This window comes from Pseudomonas sp. WS 5010, assembly GCF_012985565.1.
Classification (GTDB): Bacteria; Pseudomonadota; Gammaproteobacteria; order Pseudomonadales; family Pseudomonadaceae; genus Aquipseudomonas.
This window is the reverse complement of record NZ_JAAQWQ010000007.1, coordinates 1-24153: the sequence shown is the minus strand read 5'-3', so window position 1 is coordinate 24153 and position 24153 is coordinate 1. Positions and strand designations below refer to the sequence as shown.

The window sequence follows — 24153 nt, the reverse complement described above, 5'->3', positions numbered from 1 at the left end:
ATAATTAACGCCGGGCGATATCGGAGAAGTAGAACTTATCCAGGGTATGCCGCGACTCGGTGTACTCGAACTGGCGCCCATCCTGCAAAAACGTCTGGTTGCTCACCACGATCACATGGCTCTGGCCGTCGAGGTCCAGGTGCGCCTGGTCGTCCTTGCTGCGGGGCAGGGCTTCGATGGTGCGCTGGGCGTAGCTGATCTGCAGGTGCAGGGTTTGTTCGATGAAGGCGTAGATCGACTGTTCGGCAATCGTCTGGTCCAAGCCCGGGATCAGCTCGGCAACGAAGTGGTTGATATCGAGGATCACCCGTTTGCCGCCAATGCGCCGCACGCGCTTGATGCGGGTGATCAGGGTGCCGGGGTCGGCCTCGATGTGTTGCAGCAGCGAACCTTCCAGCGGGAGTTGGGTGAACTCAACCACTTCGGTGCGTACGTCATCGCCCAGGTCGGCGTGGGTTTCGTGGAAGCTGACGATGCCGCCCAGTTGAAACTCAATCGGGTTGGGCGACAGCACGAAGGTGCCCTTGCCGTGGATTTTTTGCGCAAACCCGCGCTCCTGCAACTGCTCGATGGCCCGGCGCACGGTGCCGCGGCTGGCCTGGTAGGTCTGCATCAATTCGGTTTCGGAAGGCAGGCGCGTGCCGCGTTGCAGGCGTTCGGTGGTGATGCTGGCAAGCAGATCGGTGTAGATCTGGTTGTATTTACTCATGGAGAGGGCTCTGTGCCGCGTTTGCGTTCAAGGCAGGAACCTTAGTGGCACAGGTGGGCTTTGTCCATTGGACCCTTGGAAAGCGCTGGGCGAATATTTTTACAACTCGTACAGACGAGTTGTTGCTTTAACTCGTACAGACGAGTACTTTTGCCCTCGGCGTGCTGCCAATAACAAGAATCTAAAGTGGAAGACCAAGCATGAGCCACGACTATTCCAACATTGCCCGCGAGATTCTCCTGAACCTCGGCGGCAGCGATAACCTTGAGCAAGCGGCCCACTGCGTGACGCGCCTGCGCCTGGCGCTCAAGGACCCGAGCCTGGTCAACGCCAGTGCGTTGAACCAGGTCGACCTGGTCAAGGGCTCGTTCTTCACCGGCGGGCTGTTCCAGATCGTCATCGGCCCCGGCGAAGTAGAAAAGGTCTACGCCGCCCTGCGCGAACAGACCGGCCTGGCCGCCGCCACCATCGCCGACGTGAAGAAAAAGGGCGCCGACAAGACCAACGCCATGCAGCGCCTGGTGCGGGTGTTCTCCGATGTGTTCATGCCCATCCTGCCGGCGCTGATCATTGCCGGCCTGCTAATGGGCATCAACAACCTGATGGGCGCCAAGGGCATGTTCATCGAGGGCCAGACGTTGCTGGAGGCCTATCCGAACCTGGATGGCCTGTGGAGCCTGATCAACCTGATGGCCAACACCTCGTTTGTGTTCCTGCCGGCGCTGGTGGGCTGGTCGGCGGCCAAGCGTTTTGGTGGCAGTGAAATCCTCGGCATCGTGCTCGGCCTGATGCTAGTCCACCCGGACCTGCTCAATGCCTGGAACTACGGCAAGGCGGTGGCCGGGCTCGACGGCCAGAGCCTGCCGTACTTCGACATTCTGGGCTGGTTCCAGATCGAGAAGGTCGGCTATCAAGGCCAGATCCTGCCGATCCTGATGGCCGCCTACGTCATGAGCGTGATTGAAAAATGGCTGCGGGCGCGGGTGCCGAATGCCATTCAATTGCTTGTCGTGCCGATCACCACCATCGTCGTCACCGGCGTGCTGGCCCTGGCGATCATCGGCCCGGTCACCCGGCACCTCGGCATCCTGATCACCGAAGGCGTGGTCACCCTGTTTGACCTGGCGCCAATGGTGGGCGGGGCGATTTTCGGCCTGCTGTATGCACCGCTGGTGATTACCGGCATGCACCACATGTTCCTTGCCGTGGACCTGCAACTGATCTCGACCCAGGGTGGCACGTTTATCTGGCCGATGATCGTCATGTCCAACCTGGCCCAGGGCAGTGCGGCCCTCGGCGTGTTCTACATGAGCCGCAACGCGCGAGACAAAAGCATGGCCTCGACCTCGGCGATTTCCGCCTACTTCGGCATCACGGAGCCGGCGATGTTCGGGGTCAACCTGCGCTTCAAGTTTCCGTTCTATGCCGCGTTGCTGGGTTCGGCCCTGGGCAGCATTTTCCTCTCGCTGAACAAGGTCCAGGCCTCGGCCATCGGGGTTGGCGGCTTGCCCGGATTCATCTCGATCATCCCGCAATACATCCCAAGCTTTGTCATCGGCATGGCCGTCGCGATTGTGGTGCCGTTTGTTCTGACCTGTGGGTTGAGCATGAAAATTGTGCGGCCGGGTTATCGCGTCGCCTGATAGATCGCTATCGCAGGCAAGCCAGCTCCCAAAGAGGAATGCATTTCAACTGTGGGAGCCGGGCTTGCCCGCGATGAGGCCCGCAAGGCCGCTACAACACTCAATTGAAGGAACCCACCATGCAAGACTGGCAACACTCGGTGATCTACCAGATCTACCCCAAAAGCTTCCACAGCCACGCGGGTAACGCCACCGGTGACCTGCTGGGCATCATGGACAAGCTCGACTACCTCCAGTGGCTGGGCGTCGATTACCTGTGGATCACCCCGTTCCTGCGCTCGCCCCAGCGCGACAACGGCTACGACATCAGCGACTACTACGCCATCGACCCCAGCTACGGGACCATGGCCGACTGCGACCTGCTGATCAGCGAAGCAGCCAAGCGCGGCATCAAGCTGATGCTCGATATTGTGGTCAACCACACCTCCATCGAGCACGAGTGGTTCCAGCAGGCACGCAGCAGCCTCGACAACCCGTACCGCGACTTCTACATCTGGCGCGACCAGCCGAACAACTGGCAATCCAAGTTCGGCGGTTCGGCCTGGGAATACGAGGCGCAGACCGGCCAGTATTTCCTGCACCTGTTCGACCACACCCAGGCCGACCTCAATTGGGACAACCCCAAGGTGCGCGCCGAGGTCTACAAACTCATGCGCTTTTGGCGTGACAAGGGCGTGGGCGGCTTCCGTCTGGACGTGATCAACCTGATCTCCAAGCCGGCGGATTTCCCCGAAGACAACAGCGACGGCCGGCGCTTCTACACCGACGGCCCGAACGTGCATGCCTACCTGCAGGAAATGCACCGCGAAGTGTTCGAGGGCCACGCGCTGATCAACGTCGGCGAGATGTCCTCCACCAGTCTCGAACATTGCATTCGCTACTCTCGCCCTGAGTCGAAAGAACTGTCGATGACCTTCAACTTTCATCACTTGAAAGTCGATTACCCCAACCTGCAAAAGTGGGTGCGCGCCGACTTCGATTTCCTGCAGCTCAAGCAGATTCTTTCCGACTGGCAAATGGGCATGCAGGCCGGTGGCGGCTGGAACGCGCTGTTCTGGTGTAACCACGACCAGCCGCGGGTGGTCTCGCGGTTTGGCGATGACGGCGAGCACCGCGTGGTCTCGGCCAAGATGCTCGCCACCGCTTTGCACTTCCTGCAGGGCACGCCGTTTGTGTACCAGGGCGAAGAGCTGGGCATGACCAATCCGGGCTTTGACAGCATCGAGCAGTACCGTGATGTCGAGACCCTGAACATCTACCGCCTCAAGCGCGATGCCGGTGAGTCCGAGGCCTCGAGCATGGCCGCGATCATGCAGAAGTCCCGTGACAACGGGCGCACGCCGATGCAGTGGAACAGCCAGGCCAATGCCGGTTTCAGCCGCGCTGAACCGTGGATCGGCATCCCGGCCAATGCGGCGCAGATCAATGTCCAGAGCCAGCTGGATGACCCGGATTCGGTGCTGCATCACTACCGGGCCTTGATCGTTTTGCGGCGCCTTGAGCCGCTGATCCAGGAGGGTGTTTACCGCCAACTGCTACAGGACCACGACAAGGTCTGGGCGTACCTGCGCGAAGGCCATGGCGAACGCCTGCTGGTGCTGAACAACTTCTACGGCCAGCCCTGCGAAATCCAACTGCCTCACAGCGTGATTGGCTCGGCGAGCGCGCAACGCCTGCTGATCAGCAACTACCCCGACTGCCCGGTGCGCACCGACACGCTCATCTTGCGTCCTTACGAGTCTTTTGTGCTGCACCTGACCGACTGAAACATCCCCTTTTCAGGAGCCGGTTTGCCGGCTCCGACAGGGAAAAAATAAAAAAAATAATGGAGCGCTTCATGAAAACAACAATAAAGCTGGGCCTCGTCGCATCCTGCCTGACCCTGCCCCTGGCGGCCCACGCCCTGGAATTTGCCGGCTACCTGCGTAGCGGCGCCGGCACCTCGACCGGCAGCGGCCCGCAGCAATGTTTCCAACTGCCGGGCGCTCAATCCAAGTACCGCCTGGGTAACGAATGCGAGCAATATGCCGAGCTGGAATTGCGCCAGGACCTGTTCACCCTGGACGACGGTTCGGTGCTGAGCGTGGATGCCATGGCCTCGCTGTATAACAAATACGACCGCGAACTGAAGTTCCAGGGCGAAAACAACGGCTCGGCGCGCATGCCACAGATGTATGCGCAATGGTCGAACATGCCCAGCCTCAACGGCGGCTCACTGTGGGCCGGTCGGCGCTACTACAAACGTAACGACATCCATATTTCCGACTTCTACTACTGGAACCAGAGCGCCACCGGCGGCGGCATCGAGGACGTGCTGATCGGCGATCTGAAGTACAGCTACGCCCTGTCGCGCAAGGACAACCTGTACCAGAAGCAATACGCCACCCGTCACGACTTCAACGTCGCAGGCTTCAAGACCAACCCCGGCGGCGAACTGGAACTGGGCCTGAGCTATATCGAACAGGCGGGCGGGCGCGACACCCACAGTGGCTGGGCCCTCACTGCGCAGCATGTGCAGGCCGCGTTCCTCGGTGGCAAGAACAAGTTCGCCCTGCAGTACGGCGAAGGGCCGGGCACCGGCCTGGGCTACACCGGGAATACAGCTCTGGAGCGCAGCAGCAAAAGCTACCGCGCGGTGGAGTTTTTTGACTGGCAAGTGACCTCGCGTTTTGGCGGCCAGGTGGAGGCGGTGTACCAGAAAGACGTGCGCCCCGGCAGCCAGGACCAGACCTGGATGTCTGTCGGTGTGCGCCCGGCGTATGCCATCAGCGAGCAGTTCAAGCTGGTCACCGAACTGGGCCACGATCAGGTCGATGCCAGCGGCGGCACGCGCAAACTCAGCAAGTTCACCTTCGCCCCGACCTGGTCGCCCAAGGGCCCGGATTTCTGGGCGCGGCCGGAGGTGCGCTTGTATTACACCTATGCCACCTGGAACCAAGCAGCCAAGCGCGCGGCCAATGAACTGGCGGCGGGTTCGGCGTTGTCCGACACCGGCTCCTATGGCACCGCGCGCCACGGTTCCAACTTCGGTGTGCAGGTCGAATACTGGTGGAAATAAACACCGGCTTTATGTGGGAGCCGGGCTTGCCCGCGATACAGGCGGCTCGGTATTCCAATGAGACCGCGTTGATGCAATCGCAGGCAAGCCAGCTCCCACAGGGGCCCATTTCACCCCGGGATGTGTACTCGGCCCATGTTTTTTACAGAACCAAACAGCAGGTGATGTCATGACCACAACTCAACCCCTGGAACTGCTGGCGCCCCTGGCGGGGGTGCTGTTACCCCTGGACCAGGTGCCCGATCCGGTGTTCTCCAGCCGCCTGATTGGCGACGGCGTGTGTATCGATCCCACCTCGCAGACCCTCTGCGCGCCGCTGGCCGGGGTGATCAGCAACATTCAGGACAGTGGGCATGCGGTCAGCGTCACCGACGACCAGGGCGTGCAAGTGCTGATGCATATCGGCCTGGACACCGTGAACCTGGCGGGCAAGGGCTTCACCCGGCTGGTCGAGGAAGGCCAGCGGGTCGAGGCGGGCCAGCCTTTGATCGAATTCGATGGCGACTTTATCGCGCTTAATGCCCGTAGCTTGCTGACCCTGATGCTGGTGGTCAGCGGCGAGCCATTTGTGCTGCTGGCGGCGGGCGCGGGATTGGTGGAAACCGGGCAACCGTTGTTGCGTGTGACGCCGGTAATACGCGCCGCCAACGATGACGAGGAGGAGGAGGGTGACGCACTGTTCTCCAAGCCCCTGAAGCTGCCCAACGCCAACGGTTTGCATGCCCGCCCGGCGGCGGTGCTGGCCCAGGCGGCCAAGGCTTTTAAGGCGAGCATCTGCCTGCACAAGCAAACCCAGAGCGCCAACGCCAAGTCCCTGGTGGCGATCATGGGCTTGCAAACGGTACGGGGCGATACCCTGCAAGTGAGCGCGGCGGGGGAGGATGCCGCGGCGGCGATCCAGGCGTTGGTTACGCTGTTGACAGAAGGCTGTGGCGAAACCGTTGCGCTGGTGGCCGAGGTGGTTGAGCCAGTTGCGCCGCTGTCATCGGCAAGCGTGCTGCGTGGCGTATGTGCATCGCCGGGTTCGGCGTTTGGGCAGGTGGTGCAGGTGGCTGAGCCCGAGCTGAATGTGCCTGAGCAGGGGGCTGGCGAGACGCTGGAGCATGCCGCCCTGGCACGTGGCTTGCGCGCTGCAACCCAAGCGCTGCAAGTGTTGCAGGACAAGGCCGGCGGCAGTGCCCAGGCAGAGATTTTCCGCGCCCATCAGCAATTGCTCGAAGACCCGACCCTGCTTGAACAAGCCCACGGCCTGCTCGCCCAAGGCAAGAGCGCCGCCTTTGCCTGGAACAGCGCCACACTCGCCACCGCCGGGCTGTTCGAGCAATCCGGCAGCTCCCTGCTGGCCGAACGCGCCGCCGATATGGCGGATGTTGGCCAGCGTGTGCTCAAGCTGATCCTCGGGGTGCAGGACGGCGCCTGGGAGTTGCCGGAGCAGGCAATCCTGATTGCCGAGCAACTGACACCCTCGCAAACCGCCAGCCTCGACCCGCGCAAGGTGTTGGGATTTATCACCGTTGCCGGCGGCGCCACCAGCCATGTCGCCATCCTTGCGCGTGCTTTGGGCTTGCCAGCGATGTGCGGGGTGCCAGCCCAGGTCCTGGACTTGCCCGAGGGCAAGCAAGTGTTGCTGGACGCCGATAAAGGCGAACTGCACCTGGACCCGGACCCGACGGTAATCGAGCGGCTACGGGCCGTGCGCGCGCAACAGGTGTTGCGTCACCAGCGCGATGTGCAACAGGCCGCCTTGGCGGCTACCACGCGCGATGGTCATCATGTCGAGGTGACAGCCAACGTCGCTTCGCTGCAAGAAGTGCAGCAAGCCCTGGTCTTGGGGGCTGAGGGTGTGGGGCTGTTGCGCTCGGAGTTTCTCTACCTGGACCGCAACCGTGCGCCGAGCCCGCAGGAACAGGCCCAGACCTACAGCGCCATTGCCGGTGCCCTGGGCACCGAGCGCAACCTGGTGGTGCGCACCCTCGATGTGGGCGGTGACAAGCCTTTGGCCTATGTGCCGATGGACAGCGAGAGCAACCCCTTTCTTGGCCTGCGTGGCATTCGCCTGTGCCTGGAGCGTCCGGAACTGTTGCGCGAGCAGTTGCGGGCAATCCTCGCCAGCGCGGGCTTGGCCCGGTTGCACATCATGTTGCCGATGGTCAGCCTGCTGTCGGAGCTGCGCCAGGCCCGCCAGATCCTCGAAGAGGAAGCGGCGGCCCTGGGGCTCACTGAACTGCCGAAACTGGGGATCATGATCGAGGTGCCGTCAGCCGCGTTGATGGCGGATGTGTTCGCGCCCCACGTGGACTTTTTCTCGATCGGCACCAATGACCTGACCCAATACACCCTGGCCATGGACCGCGACCACCCGCGCCTGGCCAGCCAGGCCGACAGCTTTCACCCGGCGGTGCTGCGCCTGATCGCCACCACGGTCAAGGCCGCCCATGCCCACGGCAAGTGGGTGGGGGTGTGTGGCGCGCTGGCGTCCGAAACGCTGGCGGTGCCGATGCTGATCGGGCTGGGGGTGGACGAGTTGTCCGTCAGCGTACCGCTGATCCCGAGCATCAAGGCCACGGTGCGTGAGCTGGACCTGGCGGACTGCCAACTGATCGCCCACCAGGTGTTAAACCTGGAAGAAGCCGCCCAGGTGCGCGAGGCCTTGAGCCAGTACCACGCGGCGACTGTGGAAACCTCACTGGTTGTGGAGAACTGAATATGTTCGAGAAATTGCAGCAGGCGTTCTGGAAAGCCCTGACCCCGGACCTGGTGGCAGAAACGGTGGTTGCCGAGCCGGCGGCTGATGCGATGCTGGCGCCTGAGGTGCTGAGTGCGTTGGGTGGGGCGAGTAATCTCAAGTCACAGCAGCGCGTGGCATTGACCCGGATCCGCGTGCAGCTACAGGACCCGGCGCGGGTGGACGAGGCGGCGCTGAAGGCGGCGGGTATCACGGCGGTGATGGTGCTGGCGGGCGGGGTAGTACATCTGATCACCGGCCTGTAGAACACCACAAAACAAATGTGGGAGCGGGCTTGCCCGCGATAGCGGTGGGTCAGTCAAATACTCATCAACTGGCCCACCGCGATCGCGGGCAAGCCCGCTCCCACATTGGGTTTTGTGGTGTCTGGTCGTTCCCAGGGGTCAGAGTTGGGGGGTATCTTGCGGCGGCTTGGTCTTGTCCACGCCCGGCACATGCAGATTGCCTTCCACCACCTGGTTGCCCTCCAGCTGCGGCTGGGTCACCCAGGTCAGGATGTCGTAGTAACGGCGGATGTTGGCCACGAAGTGCACCGGCTCACCGCCCCGGGCGTAGCCGTAGCGGGTCTTGCTGTACCACTGCTTCTGCGACAGGCGCGGCAGCATTTTCTTCACGTCCAGCCATTTGTTCGGGTTCAGGCCTTCCTTTTGCGCCAGCTTGCGCGCGTCATCCAGGTGACCGCCGCCGACGTTGTAGGCCGCCAGGGCAAACCAGGTGCGATCAGGTTCGAGAATCTTGTCGTCCAGTTCGCTCTTGATCATCGCCAGGTACTTGGCGCCACCCTTGATGCTCTGCCGGGCGTCGAGGCGGTTGGATACGCCCATGGCCTGGGCGGTGTTCTGGGTCAGCATCATCAGGCCACGCACGCCGGTCTTGGAGGTGACCGCCGGCTGCCACAATGACTCCTGATAACCAATGGCCGCCAACAGCCGCCAATCGACCTTTTCTTCCTTGGCCGAGGTCTTGAAAAACTTCTCGTACTTGGGCAGGCGCTGCTGCAAGTGCTGGGCAAAGGTGTAGGCGCCCACGTAGCCCAGCACATCGACATGCCCGTAATAACGATCCTTGAGGCGCTGCAGGGTGCCGTTCTTCTCGACCTTGTCGAGGTAGCTGTTGACCTCGTTGAGCAGGCTGTTGTCTTCCCCGGCTGCCACGGCCCAGCTCTGGTTGCTGGCGTCGCCCAGGTCAAAGGCCACCCGCACGTTGGGGAAGTACACCTGGTTCATCGCCACTTCATTGGAGTCGACCAGGGTCAGGTCGATCTGCCCTTCATCGACCATGCGCAGCAGGTCGACTACTTCAACGGCGTCGGACTCTTCGTACTCAATCGCAGGATTCTGCTTTTTCAGCTCGGCCAGTTGCTCGGCGTGGGTGCTGCCCTTGAGCACCATGATCTTCTTGCCCACCAGGTCCGCTGCGTTGGTGGGGCGGGACTGGCCGTTGCGGTAAATGATCTGCGGGGTCACTTCCAGGTACGCATGGGAGAAGCGCACCTGCTGTTTACGCTGTTCGCTGCTGACCAGGCCGGCAGCGGCCAATACCGGGCCGTTGGGTTTGCCCAACTGGCCGAACAGGTCGTCGAGGTTGTCGGCAGTCTCGATTTCAAGCTTGACCCCCAGGTCGTCGGCAAAGCGCTTGACCAGTTCGTATTCGAAACCGGTTTCGCCGTTGCGGTCCTGGAAGTAGGTGGCCGGACTGTTTCGGGTAATCACCCGCAGTACGCCATCCTCCTTGATTCGCTCGAGCGTGCTGGGCTTATCAACACAGGCGCTGAGCATCAGGAAGAGTCCGGTGGCGAGGAGCCATTTGGCACATCGCGGGCGCAAAGCAGTTGGGGAGAACATCTGCGCAGTATACGCAAACGGCCCATGGCGCCATATCTCGACAGCATCGGCGTTGTCTGCTAGCGCCCGCGAAACTGTGCTGCAGCCCGCAGAAACGTGGCCTGGGGCGCGATTGTGACGGTTAAAATAACTGCGCCGCCGGCCCTGGAAAACGCCCCGATACCGTGCAATCGGTGCCAACTGACGTTCGGCAGCGGCCAGCGGTGCCGTTTCGGGTGCCGTTGGCGCAGGTTTACGCTAGAATGCACGGCCTCAAAGCACACCCCCTTCCCGAGGCTGTCCCGAAGATGTTGATCCTGCGCGGCGCTCCTGCCCTTTCTGCCTTTCGCCACAGCAAACTCCTTGAGCAACTGAGCCAGAAGGTTCCAGCTGTCACAGGCTTGTATGCTGAATTTGCTCACTTCGCCGACGTTAACGGCGTTTTGACCGCCGACGAACAGCAAGTGCTGGCACGCCTTCTGAAGTACGGCCCCAGCGTTCCCGTTCAAGAGCCGACCGGCCGCTTGTTCCTGGTTCTGCCGCGGTTCGGCACCATCTCGCCCTGGTCGAGCAAGGCCAGCGATATCGCCCGCAACTGTGGCCTGGAAAAAATCCAGCGTCTGGAACGCGGGATCGCCTTCTACGTGGCTGGCCAGTTCAGCGACGCCGAGGCCGAGCTGATCGCCAGCAGCCTGCACGACCGCATGACCCAGATCATCGTCAGCCAGCTGGAACAGGCTGGCGGCCTGTTCAGCCACGCCGAGCCCAAGCCGCTGACCGCAATTGACGTGCTCGGCGGTGGCCGCGCCGCCCTCGAGAAGGCCAACACCGAGCTGGGCCTGGCCCTGGCCGAAGACGAGATTGACTACCTGGTCAACGCCTTCAACGGCTTGCAGCGCAACCCCCACGACATCGAACTGATGATGTTCGCCCAGGCCAACTCCGAGCACTGCCGCCACAAGATCTTCAACGCCAGTTGGGATATTGACGGCCAGAGCCAGGAAAAAAGCCTGTTCGGCATGATCAAGAACACCTACGTGATGCACAGCGAAGGCGTTCTGTCGGCTTATAAGGACAACGCCTCGGTGATCGTCGGCTCTGTCGCCGGCCGTTTCTTCCCGGACCCGCAGACCCGCCAGTACGGCGCGGTGCAGGAGCCGGTGCACATCCTGATGAAGGTCGAGACCCACAACCACCCGACCGCGATTGCCCCGTTCCCGGGCGCAGCCACCGGCTCGGGCGGCGAGATCCGCGACGAAGGTGCCACCGGTCGTGGCGCCAAGCCCAAGGCCGGCCTGACCGGTTTTACCGTGTCCAACCTGCAGATCCCAGGTTTCGAACAACCGTGGGAAGTGCCATACGGCAAGCCTGAGCGCATCGTCACCGCGCTGGACATCATGATCGAAGGCCCTCTGGGCGGCGCCGCGTTCAACAACGAATTCGGGCGTCCGGCCCTGACCGGTTACTTCCGTACCTTCGAGCAGTCCATCACCACCCCCCGTGGCGATGAAGTGCGCGGTTACCACAAGCCGATCATGTTGGCCGGCGGCATGGGCAACATCCGTGAAGACCACGTGCAGAAGGGCGAGATTCTCGTCGGCTCCAAGCTGATCGTCCTCGGCGGCCCGGCCATGCTGATCGGCCTGGGCGGCGGCGCGGCTTCCTCCATGGCCACCGGTACCAGCTCGGCGGACCTGGACTTCGCTTCGGTACAACGGGAAAACCCTGAGATGGAACGCCGTTGCCAGGAAGTCATCGACCGTTGCTGGCAGTTGGGTGACAAGAACCCCATCAGCTTCATCCACGACGTCGGCGCCGGCGGTCTGTCCAACGCCTTCCCGGAACTGGTCAACGATGGCGACCGTGGCGGCCGTTTCGAACTGCGCAATATTCCAAACGACGAGCCGGGCATGGCCCCGCACGAGATCTGGAGCAACGAATCCCAGGAACGCTACGTGTTGGCGGTGGGGCCTGCGGACTTCGAACGCTTCCAGGCGATCTGCGAGCGCGAGCGTTGCCCGTTTGCGGTCGTCGGCGAAGCAACCGCCGAGCCGCAACTGACCGTCACCGACAGCCACTTCGGCAACAGCCCGGTGGACATGCCGCTGGAAGTGCTGCTGGGCAAGGCTCCGCGCATGCACCGCTCGGCGGTACGTGAAGCCGAGTTGGGCGATGATTTCGACCCAAGCAGCCTCGACCTGGCCGACAGCATCGAGCGCGTGCTGCACCACCCGGCCGTGGCGAGCAAAAGCTTCCTGATCACCATCGGCGACCGCACCATCACCGGCCTGGTGGCCCGTGACCAAATGGTCGGCCCATGGCAGGTGCCGGTAGCTGACGTTGCCGTGACCGCCACCAGCTTTGACGTGTACACCGGTGAAGCCATGGCCATGGGCGAGCGCACGCCGCTGGCCTTGCTGGACGCCCCGGCGTCGGGCCGCATGGCCATTGGCGAAACCATCACCAACATCGCCGCGTCGCGCATTGGCAAGCTGTCCGATATCAAGCTCTCGGCCAACTGGATGTCTGCTGCCGGCCACCCCGGTGAAGATGCGCGCCTGTACGACACCGTCAAGGCGGTCGGCATGGAGCTGTGCCCGGAACTGGGAATCACCATTCCGGTGGGCAAGGACTCCATGTCCATGGCCACTCGTTGGAACGATGAGGGCACCGACAAGAGCGTCACTTCGCCGCTGTCGCTGATCGTCACCGGCTTTGCGCCGGTCACCGACATCCGCCAGACCCTGACCCCGCAACTGCGCATGGACAAGGGCACCACCGACCTGATCCTGGTTGACCTGGGCCGTGGCCAGAACCGTATGGGCGCCTCGATCCTCGCCCAGACCCACGGCAAGCTTGGCAAACAGGCGCCGGACGTCGATGACGCCGAAGACCTGAAAGCCTTCTTCGCCGTGATCCAGGGCCTGAACGCCGACGGCCACCTGCTGGCCTACCACGACCGTTCCGACGGTGGTTTGCTGACCAGCGTCGTGGAAATGGCCTTTGCCGGTCATTGCGGCCTGAGCCTGAACCTCGACGGCCTGGCGGAAACTTCCGCTGACATCGCTGCCATCCTGTTCAACGAAGAACTGGGCGCGGTGATCCAGGTGCGCCAGGACGCCACCCCGGACGTGCTTGCACAGTTCAGCGCTGCTGGCCTGGGCGACTGCGTGGCGGTGGTCGGCCAGCCGATCAACAACGGCGTGATCAACATCGTCTTCAACGGCGACACCGTGTTTGAAGGCCAGCGCCGCCTGCTGCAACGCCAGTGGGCCGAGACCAGCTACCAGATCCAGCGCCTGCGCGATAACGTCGACTGTGCCGAGCAGGAATTCGACGTGATCCTGGAAGAAGACAACCCGGGCCTGAGCACCAAGCTCAGCTTCGACGTCAACCAGGACATCGCCGCGCCGTACATCAAGAAAGGCATCCGGCCACAGGTTGCCGTACTGCGTGAGCAGGGCGTCAACGGCCAGGTGGAAATGGCGGCCGCGTTCGACCGTGCAGGCTTCAATGCGATCGACGTGCACATGAGCGATATCCTCGCCGGTCGCGTCGACCTCAATGAGTTCAAGGGCCTGGTGGCCTGCGGTGGTTTCTCCTACGGCGACGTATTGGGTGCCGGTGAAGGCTGGGCCAAATCGGCCCTGTTCAACAGCCGCGCGCGCGATGCGTTCCAGGGCTTCTTCGAACGCAACGACAGCTTCACCCTGGGTGTGTGCAACGGTTGCCAGATGATGTCCAACCTCAGCGAACTGATCCCGGGCAGCGAGTTCTGGCCGCACTTTGTGCGTAACCGTTCCGAGCAGTTCGAGGCCCGTGTGGCCATGGTGCAGGTGCAGGAATCGAACTCGATCTTCCTGCAAGGCATGGCCGGTTCGCGCATGCCGATTGCCATCGCCCACGGTGAAGGCCATGCCGAGTTCGAAAGCGAGGAAGCGTTGCTGGAAGCCGATCTGTCCGGCACCGTGGCCCTGCGTTTTGTCGACAACCACGGCAAGGTCACCGAAAGCTACCCGGCCAACCCGAACGGCTCGCCGCGCGGGATCACCGGGCTGACCAGCCGCGACGGTCGCGTGACCATCATGATGCCGCACCCGGAGCGGGTGTTCCGCGCCGTGCAGAACTCGTGGCGCCCGGAAGAGTGGAACGAAGACGGCGCGTGGATGCGCATGTTCCGTAACGCTCGTGTGTGGGTGAACTAAGGCGGTGTACAAGCTCAGCTTCTTTGTGCCCGACAGCCATGTGGAGACGGTGAAAAGCGCCGTCTTCGCGGCCGGTGGCGGGCGCATCGGCAACTACGACAACTGTGCCTGGCAAGTGCTGGGCCGCGGCCAGTTCCGCGCGATGGATGGCAGCCAGCCGTTTATCGGGCAGGTGGGCCAGGTCGAGGTGGTTGCAGAATGGAAGGTTGAGCTGGTGGTGGCCGATGCGTTGATCGTGGCGGTAGTTGCTGCGTTGAAGCTGAGTCATCCCTACGAGACACCGGCTTATGAGGTCTGGCAATTGGCGGATTTCTGATCCGCTGGCCGCTAGAACAAGAAACCCGCTGGGCCAGATTGGCCAGCGGGTTTTTTTTGCCTGTCAGATCGCCGAAATCAAAGCCTCGTGATGTCTGGCGCAGGTTTTAGTCCCACCTCCACCTCCAGGGCGCTGATCAACGTGTTTTCGTAGCTGAAACGCTTGCCCTGCATCGGCGCCCAGCGTTCGACATAGAACAGGCCGTCGTGGTCGACCTTGATCGGCGTCGACACGATTTCGCCGCTGCGCGAGCGGTGCAGCAGGTTGGTCTGCGAAGGCGACGGGCGTTCGATCAAGTACAGGCCCGCGAGATTCAATCGACGACGGTCTACCGGGACAAAGGGCGCTGGCGCACGAATCCCCTCCACACCGGCTTCTAAAACAAGGTCGCCGCGTAACGCCCGCCTGAACGGCTTTATGCCCGAGGTCGAAACCTCCCAGGTTCCCGGGCGAATATTCTGCGCCAGCGCCGGGGCGGTATCCCGCACATGCAGGCTGACTGCACCTTGCAGTTCCGCAAGCCCGGCCACGCCCAGGTTGTTATTGGTGTGGGCGCTGCCAATAAAGGCCACCCATTTGTGCGGGCCCTGTGCTGCCTGGTCGGCCTGGATTACTTTTGACGCGAAGTAACTGAACATCTGGTTGCGCCCCAGATCGCCATCCTCCAGGCCCTTGACGTTATAGCTGGCGGTGCAGTCCAGGGCACGGATGCGCAGGCCATGCCTGGCAGCGACCTGGATCACTTCAGTGTAGGAATTTTTACCCTTGTAGTGCGGCATCTGGCCGCGATCAAGCATGGCCAGGTAGCGCTTGAGGTTGTCCGGCAGGTGTTGGGTGCGCAGGAACAGATCCAGATCTTGCTGATGCATATCGGTCAACAGGTGTTCTACGTACAGCGTCTTGAATGCCTGTTCCTTGAGCTTTTTCATATGTTCACGCAGCCAGCGCTTGCTCGACTGCGCCTGGTGCGCTTCACCGACCACCAGCCCGGAAAACTCGCTGCTCCCAACACGTTCGAGCAGCGCCTGCGGGGTGGCCGGTGTGCCCAGGGTGGAGGGATCGGGCCTGGCTGGCGGTACACGCTGCTCCAGGTAAGCCGCCGCATCGCGACTCAGGCGCTCTCGGGCGTCCAGAAAGACGCTGAAAGCCCTTTGCTCGGTGGCGATCGGTGAGGCGTAGTTGCTGTCCAGCCCACGGCCGGCGGTGCTTTGCCGGCTGATGCTGTCCCGGAAAGCGTGGGGGATATCGTAGTCGCTGAAGTGCGTCACGTCCGTCGTAGACGCGACGCTGGCAGAAGCGGCTTGCCCGGGCTCCTTGTACGCCGTGTGCAGGGCCAAGCGATAATCGCCCTTGGCCAACGGGTCACCGGCTATGGCGCCGGGCGTGTCGACCCAGAGGCCCACCGGCTGGCCCGCCGCCACATCCTCCACGCGCAGGGCCACTGCTTCTTGCAAGTCGGCCAGGCCCGGCGTGCCCTCGAACGTGCGCAGGCGGCTGTGATCCACCAGGGCCACCCAACGTTCGTCCTGTTCGACAAGGGCATCGGCCCCGATGGCTTTATGGGAGTAGAAATTCCTGATGCTGTTGCTGCGCGGGATGGTCGGCGGGGTGTCGCGCATTTGCAGGAAATCGTCCAGCAAGTAGGAGGTGGAAGCGTCCAGGGCCAGGATCTTCACGCCCTTGTCCTTGGCCTTGCGTACCAGGGCAAGGTAGGAGTATTCAGCGTCCGGGGCAAGACCAAAGCCCTTGTCGACCGCTTCGAGATGCTGGCGAATGTTTTCCCAGGTTTTACCCTGATGCAGGCGCTGCAGGCGTGTGCGGAATGCATCGGCGGGCAGGTACTCAATGTACAAGTGTTTGAAGCCGTTGCTGATCAAGGCATCCATCTGCGTGATCAGCAGCTGCTTACTGGCGATGGAGCCCGGTATTGCGCCAATGATCAGGTTTTTGTTGCCGCTGAACGCGTCGCTGGCGATCAGTTGCGAGAATGAGGTGCTGGCGTCCACGGCCGGGGGAGCGGGGCGCGCCGGTAAAGGCGCGAGCTGGGTGAAAAAGTCCTGGGCGTCAGTGCTCAGGCGTTCGACCTGTTGCAGGTAAACCGTACGCAGCGGGTTAAGGTCGAGGGCGAGCACGCCCCTGGCCACCCCCTCTGAGCCCACTAACTCACTCGTGTTCAGCAGCATCTGTGCGCGTGTATCCGGGTTGATGGCCTTACCCAGATCGCGGGCATAGCTCGGTGGCATCTCATAGGCTTTCAGCGGTTCGGGGGGCTCGGGTAGTTTTTCGTACTTGGGTGCGCCACCAGTGACCCCGGTGCGGCGCCACACACCTTGGCTATCTGGCGCGGCCACCCGAGTGGTGGAGACCAGCCTGCCGGTGACAGGATCCAGTCGATACAGCAGGTAACGGCCGATCGGGTCCGGAACGGTTTTGGCCCATAGCGCCTGGCCTTCGAACAGCACCGCTTGCATATTTTCCAGCGCCAGGGGCTTGGGTTGCAGGGGCTGCACCAGCCTCACCGCTTCGCTCGGTGCAGCGTGGCTCCTGGTGACCTGGCGCAGGCCCGGCCGGGCGAGCTGTTTGACCGAGGCCAGGGCCGGGCGCAGATCGGTGACGGCGGCCCCGGCACTGTTAAGCACGTAGCCGAGCAAGTGTTCCAGTGCCGCCCCGGTATCGCCCTGCTGGTACGCGTGCAGGGCCAGCATGCCGTCCTTGAATGCCAGCAGCATGCCCAGGCTCAGGCTGAGGCTGGGAAACGGCGCGGTGGCAATCGCGGTGACCCATTCCACGCAGTTCCACAAAATGGCGCTGATCATTTGGTTGCGATTGACCGTGGTGCCTTGCACGTCATCGATCTTGCGCTGCAACGGCATGTTGTACAGGGCCTCGCGTAGATCCTGCAGCGGGGGTTGCCCGTGGGTCGAGTCATAGCGTGCCGGGCTGGTGTCGGTCTGGCTCAGGTCTTCGGGTAATTGGGCCTTGGCGTTTTCCAGGAAGGCCCGGACCCGCACCTGGGACTGGGCGCCGACCCGCAGGGTGAAATAGCCCACCATGCCGGGAATCTTTTTCAACCGGTAATTGAACAGCCGCGCTTCGCGAAAGCTGATGCCGTCCGGTGCGTTTGGGGTGTAGAGCAACGTCGGAAAATCGCCATGGCTGAAGAGCAGGTTGCCCATCACCCATTCGCCGTCCACCAGCAGACGATGGATAGCGTAGGTGCCACGGGTCTGGGCGGCGGTGTCGTGCATGCTCGCAATACTGCGTTGCAACCACGTCCAGTCTACCCCGGCGATATACCCCTCCAGCCGGCACTCCAGGGCGGCGTTCTGCAGTTGGTGCTGGGTGATGCTCAAGGTGGCATTGCGCCGCAGTGCATAGTCGGTGCTGCCGGTGTTGAGCAAGCGGGTCTTGACCTGGTTGATGTAGCGCTCGCCGACCCAGGTGTCGGTGACCGAGCGTGCAATTTTTTCTGCGCTTAATTGGCTCAAGTCAACGCCGGGCGGGCCTTTGAAACGAGCCGAACGCGAGAATTTCTCGTCGAGAAAACCCACGCCGTCGGCGTAGCCATCGCGGTACAGCTGGGTGTAAGTCAGGGGCGGCGGGGTCAGCGCGCCGAGCAACGACGGCGGTGAAAAGGCCCACACGGTGTCCGGGTCGACATCGTTCTGGGGGCGGCCCAGTAAGTCGTTGAGGCTTTTTCTCGCCTGTTCATGCAGGTAATGGGTAAAGCTGGGAAATCGGGCGTCAGACAACGGATGTTCATTGTAGGTAAGCAGCGCGCCCTCGCTGTCTTCGGCCAGTTTCAACAGCTGCTGGCGGTTGTCGACGCTGGCGGATCGGTACCAACTCGGGGTGCCGAATTCATAGTCGTCGATGCGGGTCGCCAGCACATGGGCCGACATCGCCTTGAGGCACATGGCGTGGCTGCCGATATTGCCAAAGCCGATCTCTTGGTATTCCTGGTCGTGGAACTTGAAGCTCAGGCCGCTCAAGACCTGCTTCATGGCCCCGCGAAAGCGCAGGGCGACGCGCTTGATCAGATAGTCGGTGAGGGTACCCGGGGGGTGTTTGCTGCCATTGTCCAGGCTCCAGCCGAGGATGTGGTTCTGGCAGGCGAGTTCACTGTCAAACGCCATGAACTGCTGCGCGCGGGGCGCTTCGGGCGTGCACAGCAACAGGCGGATGATTGCGCCGCTGGCATCGCTTTGGCGCAGTACCCACAGGTCCTGCAATTGAGCGGCATGTAGCGACAGAGTGGCGGCGCTCAGGTGCGGGTTGGTGCCCTGGCGCAGGTCCTGCACCAATTGAAAGTCCTCGTCACTGAGGTGGCCTTGCAGCAGGGCGGTGTAGGCCAGTGCGGTGAGCCTTTGGTCGAGCATCCGTTCGATGCTACGGCTGACTTCTGGTTTGGCATGCATTTGCCGTTGCGCGTCGGCAAAGTCGATACGCGGCTGTAAGGTGGCCAGCGTCTGTGCGAGCCAGGTGGGTGTCAGGTCCTGGTAGGCGGTGGGCAGTGTCGCGCCCTGATAGGTGAGCGTGGTTTTGTTCAGGAAGTCCGAGCCCGGCAGGGCATCCCCGTCTTGCAACCCGCGCAGGGCCAGGTCGACCAGGCTGCGATCATGTTCATACTCGCCGATGGGGTAGACATAGCGCCGGGTGTTGATCAACAGGTGCTCTGGCGCCAGGTCCTGAATGTCCAGCTCGTCGCTCAGGCGTTCAAGCAACTGGTAGCGGGCCAGGGACTGCGGGGTGGTGACCGGGCCCAGCAGGTCGAGCAGGTCCTGGCGGGCTTCGTTGTAGTGCCAAAGGTGGGTGGCGAGGGTGGCGCGCCGCGCTTCGCTGGCGCTGCGATACCAGTCCGGCGCGCTGTGGCGCAGGTGGCGCTCCAGCAAGCGGCGCGCGCGCCACGCCAGGCGCGCGCGCAGGTCCGGCAAGGCGCCGGCAATGGCGCGGTCCAGGGCACTGATCAGTTGCGCGGGGCTCTGTGTGGGGTTGTCCACCAGGCTCAAGGCGCGCTCGATGTCCTGGGTGCGCTTGTCGATCAGGGCGTTGTAGGTGTGTTCAAACAGCGGCCTGTCGCTGATCGGTGCCAGTTGCAGCGGCCAGATGGCCTCGGGGCTGACATCGTGATAACGCACGGGCAGCAGTTGCATGAAGTCGCGACGTTGCTCGGCATCGTCCATTCCTTGCAGTAGATGCCGGTTGAGTTGGGCGAGGGAACTGAAGGATGCGATCCCGCGGGAGGGGGTGAACAGCATCACTTCACCCACCGCTGGCCCGGCGTCCAGGTCGGCGACCAGCGGGCTGGATTGCTGTGTCAGGACAAAGGCGCCGGCCAATTCGACGGTGCGCTCCTGGTATTGGAACGACAGGGCGTATAGGCCCGGGCGTTGCGTGCTGCCCAGGGGCACCCGCTCAAGCATGGCCTGTTGTTGCGGATGCAGAAGGCGGTCCTGGGCGCTGAGTTTGGTTTCATGGGCCAGGGCGCTGAACCCGGCTTCGAAGGTCATATAGGACTTGCGTGGTTTGCCGTCGATCTGCTCGTCGCGATCAAGTTGTTGCAGGTACGTGTTCAGGGTGGTCTTGAGTGTCGCCACACGGGCGGGCAGGACGTCGGCTTTGATACCGATATAGAGGACCTGGCTCTTGTTCATGTATTGCTGGCGGTAGCGCGTCAGCTGGCCATTGATTTTTTCCAGGTAGGCCAGTTCGGCAACAGGTTTTTGTTCGGGCAACAGCGGCGCTTCGACCTGGAGCAGGTGATGGCTGATCTGGTTGAGGTGGCCTTTGATGCCTTCAAAGGTCTGGGGTGTTGTGCTCACGGGCACGCTCTCCATGCTTGAGGTAAGAACCCTCAGCATGGGGAGTTGTGCGTTTGGCTGGGCGGTAGATAAGTAGCGGTACGCCGCCCTGGACGCTCTGCGTCCGTTCGGATCAGGCGTTGACCGGGCGGCTAACCAACCGTTCCAAGGCCTCACCCAACCCCGCTGCCTTGTCACCGATCAACAGGTGCCAGACCCCACTTTCAAGCCGGCTCACGCCCTGGCAACCCAGTGCGGTCAACTGAGCTTCGGACAACACCGAATCATCCCCCAGTTCCACCCGCAACCGCGTCATCGCCACCGCTTCCAGCTGGCGTACATTCGCCCGGCCGCCCAAGGCGCCCAGCCATTGTTCGGCCTCCTGCACATTCACCATGACTGGCTTATCCACAGGCACAACCGCCACGGGCGCCGATGCAACAAACGACGGCATGGCCAGGCGAATCTCATCGGCAATGCTGTCGGCCATCGGCCCCACCACCACCTGTAAGCTGCCGCCATTGCCCGGGCGCACCACGGCCATCGCTCCCAGGGCCTTGAGTTCGGCGTCCATGGCCTTGTTGCGGTCCACCATGTCCAGGCGCAGGCGGGTGGTGCAGGCGCCGACGCTGAGCAGGTTGTCGGCACCGCCCAGGGCGCGGATATAGGCACTGGCCCGCTGGTGATCACTCATCGCTTCGGCCTGTGCCACCTGGCTATCTTCACGGCCCGGGGTCTTCAGGTTGAAGCGACGGATGCAGTAGTTGAACACGCTGTAGTAGATCACCGCGTAAGCCAGGCCCACCGGCAACACCAGCCAGCCATTGGTGGACTTGCCCCAGCCCAGGACCATGTCGATGAACCCTCCGGAGAAGGTAAAGCCCAGGTGAATATCCAGTAGGTTGGTGACCGCCATCGACAGGCCGGTGAGCAGCGCATGCAGCAGGTACAGGAACGGCGCGAGGAACATGAAGGCGAATTCGATCGGCTCGGTGACCCCGGTCAGGAACGACGTCAGGGCCATCGACAGGAAGATCCCGCCCATGATTTTGCGCCGCTGCGGCAGGGCGTTGCGGTACATCGCCAGGCACGCTGCGGGCAGACCGAACAGCATCACCGGGAACATCCCGGTCATGAACTGGCCGCCTTTGGGGTCGCCGGCAAAATAGCGGGTCAGGTCGCCGGTGACCACCGCGCCGGTGGCCGGGTCGGTGAAGCTGCCGAACACAAACCAGGCCATGTTGTTGAGGATATGGTGCAGCCCGGTGACGATCAGCAAGCGGTTGAACACGCCGAACACAAAGGCGCCCAGGCTGCCGCTTTCCATCAGCAGCACGCCGAAGCTATTGATGCCGTGCTGCACCGGCGGCCAGATCAGCCCGAAGATCACCCCCAGGCCCACCGCCGAAAACCCGGTGACAATCGGCACAAAGCGTCGCCCGCCAAAGAACGCCAGGTACTCCGGCAGCTTGATGTCCTTGAAGCGGTTATACAGCGCCCCGGCCATCAGCCCGCTGACGATCCCGGCGAGCATGCCCATGTTGATGGTGCTGTCCATCACCTTGAGGGTGGAGACCATCACCAGGTAGCCAATGGCCCCGGCCAGCCCGGCCGTGCCGTTGTTGTCGCGGGCAAAGCCCACGGCGATGCCGATGGCGAAGATCAGCGCGAGGTTGGCGAAGATCGCTTGCCCGGCGTCGTGCATCACCGCGATGTTCAGCAGGTCGGTGTCACCCAGGCGCAGCAGCAGGCCGGCAATCGGCAGGATGGCGATGGGCAGCATCAGCGCACGGCCCAGGCGTTGCAGGCCTTCAATAAACAGTTGGTACATGGCGAGTCTCCTTTTTCTTGTTGTTGTCAGCTCAACGGCCAGTGGTGTTGACAGGCTTGGCGTACGGCCCTGGCGCTGCTCAGGTCGAGCAGGCCCTGGCTCAGTTGCCGGCATTGCGCGGCGTCCAGGTGGCGCACGCGGTCTTTGATTTCGGCAATTTGCGGCGGGCTGACAGACAGCTCGCGCACCCCCAGGCCCACCAGCACCGGGGTGGCCAGCGGGTCAGAGGCGAGGGCGCCGCACACCCCGACCCAGCGCCCGTGTTTCGCCGCGCCAATGCAGGTCTGGGCGATCAGGCGCAGCAGCGCCGGGTGCAGGGCGTCGACCCGCGCGGCCAGGCCGGCGTGGTCGCGGTCCATGGCCAGGGTGTACTGGGACAGGTCATTGGTGCCGATCGACAAAAAGTCCGCATGTTCGGCCAGTTGCTCGGCCATCAACGCGGCGGCCGGCACTTCGATCATCACCCCCAGTTCCGGGCGCTGGGTCAGTTCTAGCTCGGCGCACAGCTGATCGAGGCGCTGGCGGATGTGCAGCAATTCGTCGACTTCACTGACCATCGGCAACAGGATCCGGCAGCGCTGCAGCGGGCAGACCTGCAGCAGGGCGCGCAGTTGCTGGTCGAGCAACTCCGGGCGTACCTGGGCCATGCGAATACCGCGCAGGCCCAGCACCGGGTTGGCCTCGGCGGGCAAGGGCAGGTAGTCGAGCTGCTTGTCGCCGCCCACGTCGATGGTGCGGATGATCACGGATTTGTCGCCCATGGCATCCAGCACCGCCTGATAGGCCTGGCGTTGTTCTTGCTCGTCGGGTGCGGTGCGACGGTCGACAAACAGAAACTCGGTACGCAACAGCCCCACGCCATCGGCGCCGTTTGCCAAGGCAATCTGCGCCTCGCTGCTGGAGGCGACATTGGCGGCCACTTCAATGCCCACGCCATCCAGGGTGCTGGCCGCTGCCTGGGCCTGGGCCTGTTGCTGCTGGCGCCGCTGCTGTTGCGCCTCGCGAATCTGGTGGACCTGGGCGTGGCGGGCATCGTCCGGGGTGAGTTCCAGGCGCCCATTGCCGGCGTCCAGCACGACCCGTTGGCCTTGCGGCACCTCCAGCACTGCACTGCCCAGGGCGACCACGCATGGCATGCCTTTGCCCCGGGCCAGGATCGCCACGTGGGAGGTGGCGCCGCCTTCGGCCATGCAGATGCCGGCAGCATTTTGCGCGCTCAGTTGCAGCAGGTCCGAGGGCGTCAATTCATGGGCGACGACAATCGCCCCGGCAGGCATTTGGAACTGCCAGGCCTCACCCAGCAGGGCGCGTAGCACCCGTTGCTGCAAGTCCCGCAGGTCATTGGCGCGTTCGGCAAACAACGGCTTGCCCAAGCCCAGCAACACCGCGCATTGGGCCTGGATCGCATCGCGCCAGGCATGGGTGGCGGCGCTGCCGTGCTCGATGGCGGCGGTGGCGGCCTCCAACAGGGTTGGGTCTTCCAGCAGGGCCAGGTGGGCGGCGAAGATCTCTTCTTCCTCGACGGCCTTGCGCTGGCGGGCGTGCTCCAGGGTGTTGCGGATTTCCCCGCGTACCTGCTCCAGGGCGCTGTCCAGGTGCTGCAATTGTTCTTCGCGCATGTGGTTGCCCGGGTCTTGCGGCAACTCGATGGTGTGCAGCCGCAACAGCGGCCCGCAGACCAGGCCGGGTGCGGCACACACACCCTGCAATACGCCCGCTTCGGTGTTGAGCGGGCGCGCAGTCACGATCACTGGGGCCTGCTCGTGTTCGTGGGTGGTGACCGATAGGGCTGCGACCAATGCCTGTAACGCCGCGTCGCAATCCTTGCCCAGGCAGGTGACCTGTACCTCGTCCTGTTCACCAATGCCCAGCCCCATCAGGCCGATCAGGCTGGCGCACGACGCCGACTTGCCGGCGAAATGCAGCTGCGACTGGCTGCTGAAACCCTGGGCGGTCTTGCGAACCAGGGCTGCGGGACGCGCATGCAGGCCGCCGCGATGGGTAATGCGCACGCTGGCGCT

Annotated in this window: 12 protein-coding genes; 7 read left to right on the top strand and 5 right to left on the bottom strand. The window is 63.0% G+C overall.

Annotated features, from left to right (window positions below; genetic code table 11):
- Positions 1–4: 4 nt before the first annotated feature.
- Entirely contained in the window at positions 5–709 is a 705-nt protein-coding gene (gene treR / locus HBO11_RS23210) for a trehalose operon repressor (protein ID WP_169956677.1), read from the bottom strand.
- Between the two features lie 200 nt (positions 710–909).
- Between treR and treP the strand changes: the two genes are divergently transcribed.
- The 5 genes from treP to HBO11_RS23185 all read left to right on the top strand — a co-directional run bounded on the left by treP (position 910) and on the right by HBO11_RS23185 (position 8401).
- Positions 910–2352, top strand: a complete 1443-nt coding sequence (gene treP / locus HBO11_RS23205) for a PTS system trehalose-specific EIIBC component (protein WP_170042963.1) — start codon at positions 910–912, stop codon at positions 2350–2352.
- Between the two features lie 119 nt (positions 2353–2471).
- The gene (gene treC, locus HBO11_RS23200) at positions 2472–4118 is read left to right on the top strand and encodes an alpha,alpha-phosphotrehalase (RefSeq protein WP_169956675.1); all 1647 of its coding nucleotides are present in this window, start codon (positions 2472–2474) and stop codon (positions 4116–4118) included.
- 71 nt (positions 4119–4189) lie between these two features.
- Positions 4190–5410 carry a carbohydrate porin gene (locus HBO11_RS23195; protein ID WP_169956673.1) on the top strand — a complete coding sequence of 407 codons (1221 nt, stop codon included), beginning with the start codon at positions 4190–4192 and terminating at the stop codon, positions 5408–5410.
- A 169-nt stretch (positions 5411–5579) separates the two neighbouring features.
- The gene (gene ptsP / locus HBO11_RS23190) at positions 5580–8114 is read left to right on the top strand and encodes a phosphoenolpyruvate--protein phosphotransferase (protein WP_169956671.1); all 2535 of its coding nucleotides are present in this window, start codon (positions 5580–5582) and stop codon (positions 8112–8114) included.
- Positions 8115–8116: 2 nt separating this feature from the next.
- Positions 8117–8401 (top strand): PTS transporter subunit EIIB, encoded by a 285-nt coding sequence (locus tag HBO11_RS23185; protein ID WP_169956669.1) that lies wholly within the window; start codon positions 8117–8119, stop codon positions 8399–8401.
- Positions 8402–8539: 138 nt separating this feature from the next.
- On the opposite strand, the gene mltF is transcribed toward HBO11_RS23185, so the two are convergent.
- On the bottom strand, positions 8540–10000 hold the full coding sequence (gene mltF / locus HBO11_RS23180) for a membrane-bound lytic murein transglycosylase MltF (RefSeq protein WP_169956667.1): 1461 nt from the start codon (positions 9998–10000) through the stop codon (positions 8540–8542).
- Positions 10001–10287: 287 nt separating this feature from the next.
- On the opposite strand from mltF, the gene purL reads away from it, so the two are divergent.
- Both purL and HBO11_RS23170 read left to right on the top strand, forming a co-directional pair.
- Positions 10288–14184 (top strand): phosphoribosylformylglycinamidine synthase, encoded by a 3897-nt coding sequence (gene purL / locus HBO11_RS23175; RefSeq protein ID WP_169956698.1) that lies wholly within the window; start codon positions 10288–10290, stop codon positions 14182–14184.
- 4 nt (positions 14185–14188) lie between these two features.
- Complete coding sequence (locus tag HBO11_RS23170) at positions 14189–14500, top strand: YqfO family protein (RefSeq protein WP_169956665.1); 312 nt, start codon at positions 14189–14191, stop codon at positions 14498–14500.
- Positions 14501–14577: 77 nt separating this feature from the next.
- Here the strand turns inward: HBO11_RS23170 and HBO11_RS23165 are convergent, their stop codons facing one another.
- The 3 genes from HBO11_RS23165 to ptsP (HBO11_RS23155) form a co-directional block, all read right to left on the bottom strand.
- Positions 14578–20322: a membrane-targeted effector domain-containing toxin gene (locus HBO11_RS23165; protein ID WP_169956663.1), complete on the bottom strand. Its 5745-nt coding sequence runs from the start codon at positions 20320–20322 to the stop codon at positions 14578–14580.
- A 112-nt stretch (positions 20323–20434) separates the two neighbouring features.
- Positions 20435–22132 carry an N-acetylglucosamine-specific PTS transporter subunit IIBC gene (gene nagE, locus HBO11_RS23160; protein WP_169956653.1) on the bottom strand — a complete coding sequence of 566 codons (1698 nt, stop codon included), beginning with the start codon at positions 22130–22132 and terminating at the stop codon, positions 20435–20437.
- Between the two features lie 26 nt (positions 22133–22158).
- A partial coding sequence (gene ptsP / locus HBO11_RS23155) for a phosphoenolpyruvate--protein phosphotransferase (protein ID WP_170058999.1) occupies positions 22159–24153 on the bottom strand: 1995 nt, incomplete at its 5' end.

Bases quoted from the DNA above. Each gene is read 5' to 3' on its own strand.
- nagE (WP_169956653.1), bottom strand. From the start codon at position 22,132: ATGTACCAACTGTTTATTGAAGGCCTGCAACGCCTGGGCCGTGCGCTG.
- ptsP (WP_169956671.1), top strand. From the start codon at position 5,580: ATGACCACAACTCAACCCCTGGAACTGCTGGCGCCCCTGGCGGGGGTG.
- purL (WP_169956698.1), top strand. From the start codon at position 10,288: ATGTTGATCCTGCGCGGCGCTCCTGCCCTTTCTGCCTTTCGCCACAGC.
- mltF (WP_169956667.1), bottom strand. From the start codon at position 10,000: ATGTTCTCCCCAACTGCTTTGCGCCCGCGATGTGCCAAATGGCTCCTC.
- HBO11_RS23195 (WP_169956673.1), top strand. From the start codon at position 4,190: ATGAAAACAACAATAAAGCTGGGCCTCGTCGCATCCTGCCTGACCCTG.
- treC (WP_169956675.1), top strand. From the start codon at position 2,472: ATGCAAGACTGGCAACACTCGGTGATCTACCAGATCTACCCCAAAAGC.
- HBO11_RS23185 (WP_169956669.1), top strand. From the start codon at position 8,117: ATGTTCGAGAAATTGCAGCAGGCGTTCTGGAAAGCCCTGACCCCGGAC.
- treR (WP_169956677.1), bottom strand. From the start codon at position 709: ATGAGTAAATACAACCAGATCTACACCGATCTGCTTGCCAGCATCACC.
- treP (WP_170042963.1), top strand. From the start codon at position 910: ATGAGCCACGACTATTCCAACATTGCCCGCGAGATTCTCCTGAACCTC.